We start from the raw sequence: 8,928 nt of genomic DNA on the forward strand, positions 1-8,928 counted from the left end.
TGTAGGCTTATAGAACACATATGATAGATAAGAATTACGCCCCGCAGGAAATTGAACAAAAATGGTATGCTTACTGGTTAGAAAACAAGCTTTTTGCTTCGAAACCGAACCCAGAGAAAGAGGCTTACACCATCGTTATTCCTCCTCCTAACGTCACTGGGGTGCTACATATGGGCCATATGCTGAACAATACGATTCAAGATGTCTTGATTCGGAAGGCGCGTATGGAGGGCAAAGAGGCCTGCTGGGTACCGGGAACGGACCACGCTTCCATCGCGACAGAGGCGAAAGTAGTGGCGATGTTGAAGGAAAAAGGGATTGCGAAATCCGATATTACCCGCGAGGAATTCCTACAATATGCCTTCGAATGGAAGGATAAATACGGTGGAATTATCCTCGATCAATTAAAGAAATTAGGGGCTTCTTGTGATTGGGATCGTACGCGATTCACGATGGAACCATCTCTATATCAAGCAGTTATCGATACGTTTGTTCGTTTATACAACAAAGGTTTAATCTACCGCGGCGTGCGTATGGTGAACTGGGATCCGCAAGGGAAAACCGCTTTATCAGAAGAAGAAGTTATTTACAAGGATGTTCAGGCCAAATTATACCACATCCAATATCCCCTCGTAGATGGCAGCGGATCGGTAACGATTGCCACGACACGTCCAGAAACCATCATGGCGGATGCGGCGATTTGTGTGAATCCAGGGGACGAACGCTACGTTCACTTGCATGGCAAGAAAGTACGCATCCCCTTAATCGATCGCGAAATCAGCATTATTCCGGATGAATATGTGACCTTGGATTTTGGAACAGGTTGCTTAAAAGTGACGCCTGCACACGATTTAAATGACTACGAGTTAGGCTTAAAGCATAAGTTACCAGTAATCGACATCTTAAATGACGATGGAACGTTGAACGAGAAAGCAGTATTATTCGTGGGTGTTGATCGTTTCGAGGCTCGCAAGCGCATCGTGAAACAATTAACGGAAGAAGGGTATTTGACCAAAACAGACGAATACAAATCGACCGTAGGAACTTCAGAAAGAACGGGCGCGGTGATCGAGCCGAAATTGTCTTTGCAATGGTTCATGAAGATGGAGGAAATGGCGAAACCTGCGCTAGACAATGTAATGAATGATAACATCCAATTGCATCCAGCGAAATTCAAGAACACCTACCGTTCTTGGATGGAAAACGTACGTGATTGGTGTATTTCCCGTCAATTGTGGTGGGGCCAACAAATCCCAGCCTTCTATTTAGAGGACGGCACGGTGATCGTGGCGAAAGATAAAAAAGAGGCGCTTCGCATCGCTAGAGACAAATACCAGCTATATGCCTTAGTGGAGGATGATTTGACACAAGATCCAGACGTATTGGATACCTGGTTCTCGTCTTGGCTTTGGCCTATTTCGGTTTTTGATGGTATCGAAAACCCGGATAACGAAGAGATTAAGTACTATTACCCAACAAACGATCTCGTAACTGGACCGGATATTTTATTCTTCTGGGTGGCGCGCATGGTCATGGCGGGTTACGAGTGGAGAGAAGAATTGCCGTTCAAGAATGTGTATTTAACGGGTATCGTTCGCGATAAGCAAGGTCGTAAGATGTCCAAATCATTAGGCAACTCGCCTGATCCTTTGGAGTTAATCGAGCGTTTCGGTGCAGATGGCGTCCGTTCTGGATTATTATTCTCCGCACCAGCTGGAAACGACTTATTGTTCGATGACAAGTTGTGCGAACAAGGGCGTAACTTCTCGAACAAAATTTGGAATGCCTTCAGACTACTACGCGGTTTAGAAGTAGTTCCTGGAGCTTCCCTACCAGAACACGTGTTAGCGACGGCTTGGTTTACATCGAAATTAAACCAAACCATCCTCGATGTTCAAGATGACTTCAGCAAATTCCGGATTTCCGATGCCCTTTTAAGCATCTATAACTTAGTTTGGGATGACTTCTGCGGTAAATACTTGGAGATCATCAAGCCAGCGTACCAAAGCCCGATTCACGCCGACACGCTACGGGATGCATTGAGTTTATTCGATTCATTAATGCGTTTGATGCACCCGTACATGCCATTCATTACGGAGGAAATCTGGCAGGTGATCGATGAGCGTGCAGAAGGAGAATCCATTTGCAAAGCGGAATTCCCAATAGCAGGCCCTGTTGATACTGCGCTAGTAGCTCAATTCGATGTCGTATTCGAAGTGGTAACGAAGATTCGCGAGATTCGTAATTCGAAACAGCTATCGCCTAAGTTAGCTTTAGCACTTCACGTTAAAGCGGAGAATCAAGCGGCTTATGCCCCTGTAGTGGCCATCTTAGTGAAACTAGCGAACTTAGAGTCTATCACTTTTGTTTCTGATGCGGTGGCTGATGCCCAAACTTTCGTAGTAAAGGCGGATCAATTCTTCGTTCCCTTAGCTAATGACGAAGATCCAGCCGTTGTGAAGGCGGAATCAGAGAAAGAATTAGCGTACCTGTTAGGTTTCAAAAAATCTGTCGAAGCAAAATTAGCGAACGAGAAATTCGTGGCGAATGCGAAACCAGATTTAGTGGAGCGCGAAAGACAGAAATTAGCGGACGCGGAAACCAAGATTCAATCCTTACAAGAATTGCTAGCTCGTTTAGGATAATGAAAATTCTCTACGCTGTACTTTTCAGTTTGCTGCTTTGGTCCTGTTCTTCAGAAAAGGAGGCTTCGGCCGTTACCATCGAGTGGGATTTCCAGCGTGTAGAGCGAGAAATGGCATCCACGAAATCGGAGGCAGAAATGGCAACTTTGCTGTCGAAGCACCCCGAAATCAGCGTTGGCTATTTCGGTGCAACCCCTTCGAATGCCCCGTATTTAGCTCAGGATTTATTCCGTTTGTATGCGAATCCGGATTTACGCAAGTTCTATGATCAAAGTCAAGAGGCTGGTTTTTTCGGTGGTGATGCGCTAGAAAAAGAGTTAAAAGAGGCCTTCACTAAGATTCAGCAAGAGTTTCCAGGTGTCAAAACACCCAAAATCAGAACCGTATTCTCGGGATTTGGTGGGATCGGTGGCGGAGAATATACTGCCCAAAATTTAGTCGTTTCGGACTCCCTGATTATCGTGGGTTTAGACTACTTTATGGGCTCGAAAGGTCTTTACAAAGCCCCTAATGTCTACGAATACCAGCTGCGTAAGCTAGAACCTCAAGCGCTGGTGGCTCAAATCATCCTGCAGTATTCTGCCTATTTAATTAAACAAACAGATAATGATGTCAGTTTATTAAGCGATATGATTTGGTATGGAAAGGGCTACGTTTTCACGAAAACGATTTTGCCATCCGTGCCTGACAGCCTCCTTTTTGGCTATACTCAACAAGAAATTGCGGAGACGAATGCCTTCCAAAAAGAAGTTTGGGAACATTTTATTGATCGTAAATTGTTATTCAGTACCGATAAGGCTATCAAGTCAAAGTACCTGGACGAACGACCAAAAACGACCGAAATTGGCCCAGCATGTCCAGGCGGCATTGGCCGATGGGTAGGATGGCGAATTGTGGATTCCTATTGGAAACAAAAGCCTAAAACAACATTAGCAAAGATATTGACTGACCCGGAAGCGAATCGATTATTCCTCGATTCAAGCTACCGCGGAGAAGCAGATAAAAAATAAGATGGCAAAAAAACAGCACGGTGATATAGGCGGAGGAGTAGATCCAAAAGATGCCGTTAAAGTAAGCAAACAAGGCCTTTCTAAGGCCATCAAGATCTTCCGTTTTGTCGTTCCCTATAAGTGGACCTTCATTATCGGGATGGCATTTCTCTTACTTTCTAACCTGACAACCCTAAGCTTTCCTCTTTTAATCGGTGAAATGACGAAGGTCATCGAAGGCAAATCGGAGTATAAAATCAACGAAGTTACCCTGTTCTTTTTCGCGGTTTTAATCGTACAAGCCATTCTCTCTTTCTTCCGCATCTATACCTTTGCGCAAGTCTCTGAGAAAGCCATGCGAGATGTGCGTCAGACTTTATACGCTAAAATCATCACCCTTCCCATTTTCCATTTCGAGAAAAGACGCGTAGGTGAGTTAATGAGCCGTATCACATCAGATATCACGCAATTACAAGACGTATTATCAATCACCTTAGCCGAATTCTTCCGCCAGGTTTTCACACTCGTAGGTGGTGTGGCGTTAATTACCTACATCTCCTGGAAGCTGACTTTGTTCATGTTAGCCACCTTCCCTGTTCTGGTGATTTCAGCAATCGTGTTCGGTAAGTTCATACGGAAGATTTCCAAAAAAGCCCAAGACGAACTCGCTAACACCAATATCATCGTCGAAGAAACCTTGACTTCGATTCAAGCTGTCAAAGCCTTCACCAACGAAAAATACGAGGTAGATCGCTACACCACTTCCTTAAATAAGGTAGTAGGAGAAGCTTTGAAAGCTGCAACGCTACGTGGAGGTTTTGTAAGCTTTGTAATCTTTGCTTTATTCGGTGGAATTGTGGGAGTCGTTTGGTACGGTGCCGCTCTTGTGGCCCAAGGTGATTTAATCTTAGCAGATCTATTAACCTTCATTTTCTACACGGCCTTCATCGGAGGCTCCGTGGGAGGGTTAGGCGACATTTATGCCCAGTTACAGAAGACAATTGGTGCCTCAGACCGAATTCTAGAAATCTTAGGTGATCCGTCGGAGATTGATCTAACACGTGATTCCACCGCTTCTGCAGTAACTTTCGGTCGAATCAAAGTACAAGACCTCGAGTTCTCTTACCCTTCACGCCCATCGGTTCAAATCATTAAAGGGATCAACTTTACCATTGAACCAGGCCAAAAAGTAGCCATCGTAGGCACCTCAGGAACAGGTAAATCGACACTTGCCCAATTGTTGATGCGTTTTTACGAACCTTCGTCAGGCTCAATTTCCTTGGGAGATCGTGCCATCGCAGATATTGACATCACTGATTGGCGTAAAATGGTTGCCCTAGTACCACAAGAAGTTCTTTTATTCGGTGGAACCATCCGTGAAAATATTGCCTACGGTAAACCAGGCGCTACCCAAGAAGAAATAGAATCCGCTGCCGAATTAGCCTATGCCAAAGAATTCGTCGAATCCTTCCCAGAGAAATGGGATACCATGGTAGGCGAACGCGGTGTAAAATTATCAGGTGGCCAAAGACAACGTATCGCCATCGCCCGGGCCATTCTCAAAAACCCGAAGTTCTTATTATTAGACGAAGCCACGAGTGCACTCGATTCAGAATCAGAAAAGTGGGTGCAATCCGCTCTAGAAGAACTCATGAAAAACCGAACGAGTTTGATCATCGCACACCGATTATCTACCATTCGTTCAGCCGATTTGATCATCGTGATGGAAGAAGGCAAGATCGTAGAATCCGGTTCACACGAAGATTTAATGAAGAAGAAATCGGGTATTTACCAAAATATGGTCAAATTGCAAACCGAACATTTAGGCTAAATGAGTTCCACGTATTCCCTTTCAGACTTTGATCTACGATCAACCCCTTGCAGACTAGACGTTCTGTCTTCTTTTCAATCGGTAGATTTTGCCTTAAGTCAGGGAGATATTGAACAAAAGCTGAGTGAGCAATACGACCGTGTAACCATTTATCGTACACTCAAGACTTTCCTTTCATCAGGATTATTACACAAAGTTTTAGATGATAACGGAGGCGTGAAATACGCTCTGTGTAAAGAACTATGTCACCAAGGTGATCATAACCACCAACACGACCACGTGCATTTCAAATGCAATCAATGCGGCCAAACTACCTGCCTAGAAACCGTACACATCCCCACCATTGTTCTTCCCGCTGGGTTTATTAAGCAGGAGAGTAATTTGTTGATTCAGGGGGTGTGCACTTCGTGTAGAGTATAGTCGCTAGTCGCTAGTCGCTAGTCGAGAGTCCTATCTATACTCTATAATCTATTCTCTAATTTCAACTAAGACGCAGTCGACTAAGTCACGAAGTGACGACTAAGCCGCATAGCGGCGACTAGTGACTAGTGACTGTTATGCAAAAAAAAACCGCTCTCCTTGGAGGCGGTCTTTTTTAAATAACTTGGAGCTTACTTACTTTCCCGGGTTTGATCCCAGTATCATCAGCGGTGCGGGGCTTAACTTCTCTGTTCGAGATGGGAAGAGGTGAACACCCGTCCTATCGGCTCCATACTTTTTGCAAGGTTTTAGCCTTTAGCCATATTGTGAGATAAAATAAACAGCAGTGTGTAAATTAATAAAAGGTAAGCTTTCGGGTAATTAGTACTACTCGACTTTGACATTACTGTCTTTACATCTGTAGCCTATCGACCGTGTCGTCTACACGGACCCTTCATGGAATACTCATCTTCAGGTCAGTTTCGCACTTAGATGCTTTCAGCGCTTATCTGGTCCCGACGTGGCTACTCAGCTATGCCCTTGGCAGAACAACTGATATACCAGCGGTCAGTCCAACTCGGTCCTCTCGTACTAAAGTCAGAACCTGTCAATATTCCTACGCCCACAACAGATAGGGACCGAACTGTCTCACGACGTTCTGAACCCAGCTCGCGTGCCACTTTAATCGGCGAACAGCCGAACCCTTGGGACCTTCTCCAGCCCCAGGATGTGACGAGCCGACATCGAGGTGCCAAACCTCCCCGTCGATGTGAGCTCTTGGGGGAGATCAGCCTGTTATCCCCAGAGTACCTTTTATCCTTTGAGCGATGGCTGTTCCATACTAAACCACCGGATCACTATATCCTACTTTCGTACCTGATCGACTTGTCGGTCTCACAGTCAAGCTCCCTTTTGCTATTGCACTCTACGCACGGTTACCAAGCGTGCTGAGGGAACCTTTGAAAGCCTCCGTTACTCTTTTGGAGGCGACCACCCCAGTCAAACTACCCACCAAGCAATGTCTCCCCTTTGGGGATTAGAATTCCAGTACAAGAAGGGTGGTATTTCAACGTTGGCTCCCCGATGCCTAGCGACACCGGCTCACAGCCTCCCACCTATCCTACACATCCAGTACCAAAACTCAATGCTAAGCTATAGTAAAGGTTCATGGGGTCTTTCCGTCCCGTTGCGGGTAAACGGCATCTTCACCGTTACTACAATTTCACCGAGCTCACGGCTGAGACAGTGCCCAGATCGTTACACCATTCGTGCAGGTCGGAACTTACCCGACAAGGAATTTCGCTACCTTAGGACCGTTATAGTTACGGCCGCCGTTTACTGGGGCTTCAGTTCAATGCTTCGCCTTGCGGCTAACATCCCCCCTTAACCTTCCAGCACCGGGCAGGTGTCAGGCCTTATACGTCATCTTTCGATTTAGCAAAGCCATGTGTTTTTGTTAAACAGTCGCCTGGGCCATTTCTCTGCGGCCACGATTGCTCGTGGCTCCCTTTATCCCGAAGTTACAGGGTTAATTTGCCGAGTTCCTTAGCCGTGATTCACTCGAGCGCCTTAGAATATTCTTCTCGACCACCTGTGTCGGTTTACGGTACGGGTTACTTATCAGTTATACACGCCTAGACTTTTCTTGGAAGTTTACTCACTACACTCGTTTTGGCATTGCTGCCGCCTCTCAAAGACACTATTCCGTCAGTATCTGGTAACCTGTAATCTCCGTCATCTATTTGCCCAATAAGTAAGTACAGGAATATTAACCTGTTGTGCATTAGGTTGTCGCCTTCGCTAGACCCTTAGCCCCCGACTAACCCTCAGTTGATTAGCATAGCTGAGGAAACCTTAGTCTTTCGGCGTGAGGGTTTCTCGCCCTCATTATCGTTACTCATGCCTACATTTGCTTTTCTGAACGCTCCAGCAAAGCTCGTCGCTTCACCTTCTCCGCAGATCAGAATGCTCCCCTACCAGTATATAAATATAATCCAAAGCTTCGGTACTTTACTTGATGCCCGTTTATTATCGATGCCCGCCTCGCTCGACCAGTGAGCTGTTACGCACTCTTTAAATGAATAGCTGCTTCCAAGCTAACATCCTGGCTGTCACTGCAATCAGACTTCCTTAGTTCAACTTAGTAAAGATTTTGGGACCTTAGCTGTTGGTCTGGGTTCTTTCCCTCTCGGACTGGGACCTTAGCACCCCAGCCCTCACTCCCGGGTATATTTTAAGCCATTCAGAGTTCGTCAGGATTTGGTAGGATTTGACTCCCCCTAGTCCTATCGGTAGCTTTACCTGCTTAAAACTTAACCCCGAGGCTGTTCCTAAAAACATTTCGGGGAGTACGAGCTATTTCTCAGTTTGATTGGCCTTTCACCCCTACCCACAAGTCATCCAAATACTTTTCAACGTAAACTGGTTCGGTCCTCCACTCCGTGTTATCGGAGCTTCAACCTGCTCATGGGTAGATCACAAAGTTTCGCGTCTACTCCCACTGACTAAGCGCCCTATTCAGACTCGCTTTCGCTCCGGCTGCTCACGTCAACGTGATTAACCTCGCCAGTGAAAGTAACTCGTAGGCTCATTATGCAAAAGGCACGCCGTCACCCCACGAAAGGGCTCCGACCGCTTGTAAGCGTATGGTTTCAGGGTCTTTTCACCCCCTTACTCAGGGTACTTTTCACCTTTCCTTCACAGTACTCGTTCACTATCGGTCTCTTGGTAGTATTTAGCCTTACCGGATGGTGCCGGCAGATTCAAAGGGGATTTCTCCAGTCCCCCCCTACTCAGGATACCACTACAATTACATAAACTTACCAATACAGGGCTCTCACCTTCTATGGCCTGCCTTCCCAGACAGTTCTCGTTGATTTATATAATCGATATCGTGGTCCTACAACCCCAGTCTTGCCGCAACAACACTGGTTTGGGCTAATCCGCGTTCGCTCGCCACTACTTACGGAATCACTTTTGTTTTCTCTTCCTCTGCTTACTTAGATGTTTCAGTTCAGCAGGTTCGCCTCCTATCTTAAATAGG

At 45.9% G+C, this 8,928-nt stretch carries 4 protein-coding genes and 2 rRNA genes (1 of these 6 running past the window's edge); 4 read left to right on the forward strand and 2 right to left on the reverse strand.

The features are described 5' to 3' along the window. Positions 1-20: 20 nt before the first annotated feature. The 4 genes from V7S74_RS05125 to V7S74_RS05140 are packed head-to-tail and all read left to right on the forward strand — an operon-like array spanning position 21 to position 5,885. Positions 21-2,645: a valine--tRNA ligase gene (locus V7S74_RS05125; RefSeq protein WP_406777683.1), complete on the forward strand. Its 2,625-nt coding sequence runs from the start codon at positions 21-23 to the stop codon at positions 2,643-2,645. Then, positions 2,645-3,655, forward strand: coding sequence for a gliding motility protein GldB-related protein (locus tag V7S74_RS05130; RefSeq protein ID WP_406777684.1), 1,011 nt, complete (start codon positions 2,645-2,647; stop codon positions 3,653-3,655). The genes V7S74_RS05125 and V7S74_RS05130 overlap by 1 nt, the downstream gene beginning before the upstream one ends. Before the next feature lies 1 nt (position 3,656). After that, on the forward strand, positions 3,657-5,465 hold the full coding sequence (locus tag V7S74_RS05135) for an ABC transporter ATP-binding protein (protein ID WP_406777685.1): 1,809 nt from the start codon (positions 3,657-3,659) through the stop codon (positions 5,463-5,465). Then, positions 5,466-5,885 carry a Fur family transcriptional regulator gene (locus tag V7S74_RS05140; protein ID WP_406777686.1) on the forward strand — a complete coding sequence of 140 codons (420 nt, stop codon included), beginning with the start codon at positions 5,466-5,468 and terminating at the stop codon, positions 5,883-5,885. 182 nt (positions 5,886-6,067) lie between these two features. On the opposite strand, the gene rrf is transcribed toward V7S74_RS05140, so the two are convergent. Both rrf and V7S74_RS05150 read right to left on the reverse strand, forming a co-directional pair. Continuing rightward, a 5S ribosomal RNA gene (gene rrf, locus V7S74_RS05145) occupies positions 6,068-6,179 on the reverse strand. Positions 6,180-6,246: 67 nt separating this feature from the next. Continuing rightward, positions 6,247-8,928, reverse strand: a 23S ribosomal RNA gene (locus V7S74_RS05150) (it continues 257 nt past the right edge of the window).

Source organism: Aquirufa novilacunae (genome assembly GCF_045310505.1).
Classification (GTDB): Bacteria; Bacteroidota; Bacteroidia; order Cytophagales; family Spirosomataceae; genus Aquirufa; species Aquirufa novilacunae.

Excerpts from the sequence above, each read along its gene's own strand:
- V7S74_RS05125 (WP_406777683.1), top strand. The coding sequence starts at position 21 with ATGATAGATAAGAATTACGCCCCGCAGGAAATTGAACAAAAATGGTAT.
- V7S74_RS05130 (WP_406777684.1), top strand. The coding sequence starts at position 2,645 with ATGAAAATTCTCTACGCTGTACTTTTCAGTTTGCTGCTTTGGTCCTGT.
- V7S74_RS05135 (WP_406777685.1), top strand. The coding sequence starts at position 3,657 with ATGGCAAAAAAACAGCACGGTGATATAGGCGGAGGAGTAGATCCAAAA.
- V7S74_RS05140 (WP_406777686.1), top strand. The coding sequence starts at position 5,466 with ATGAGTTCCACGTATTCCCTTTCAGACTTTGATCTACGATCAACCCCT.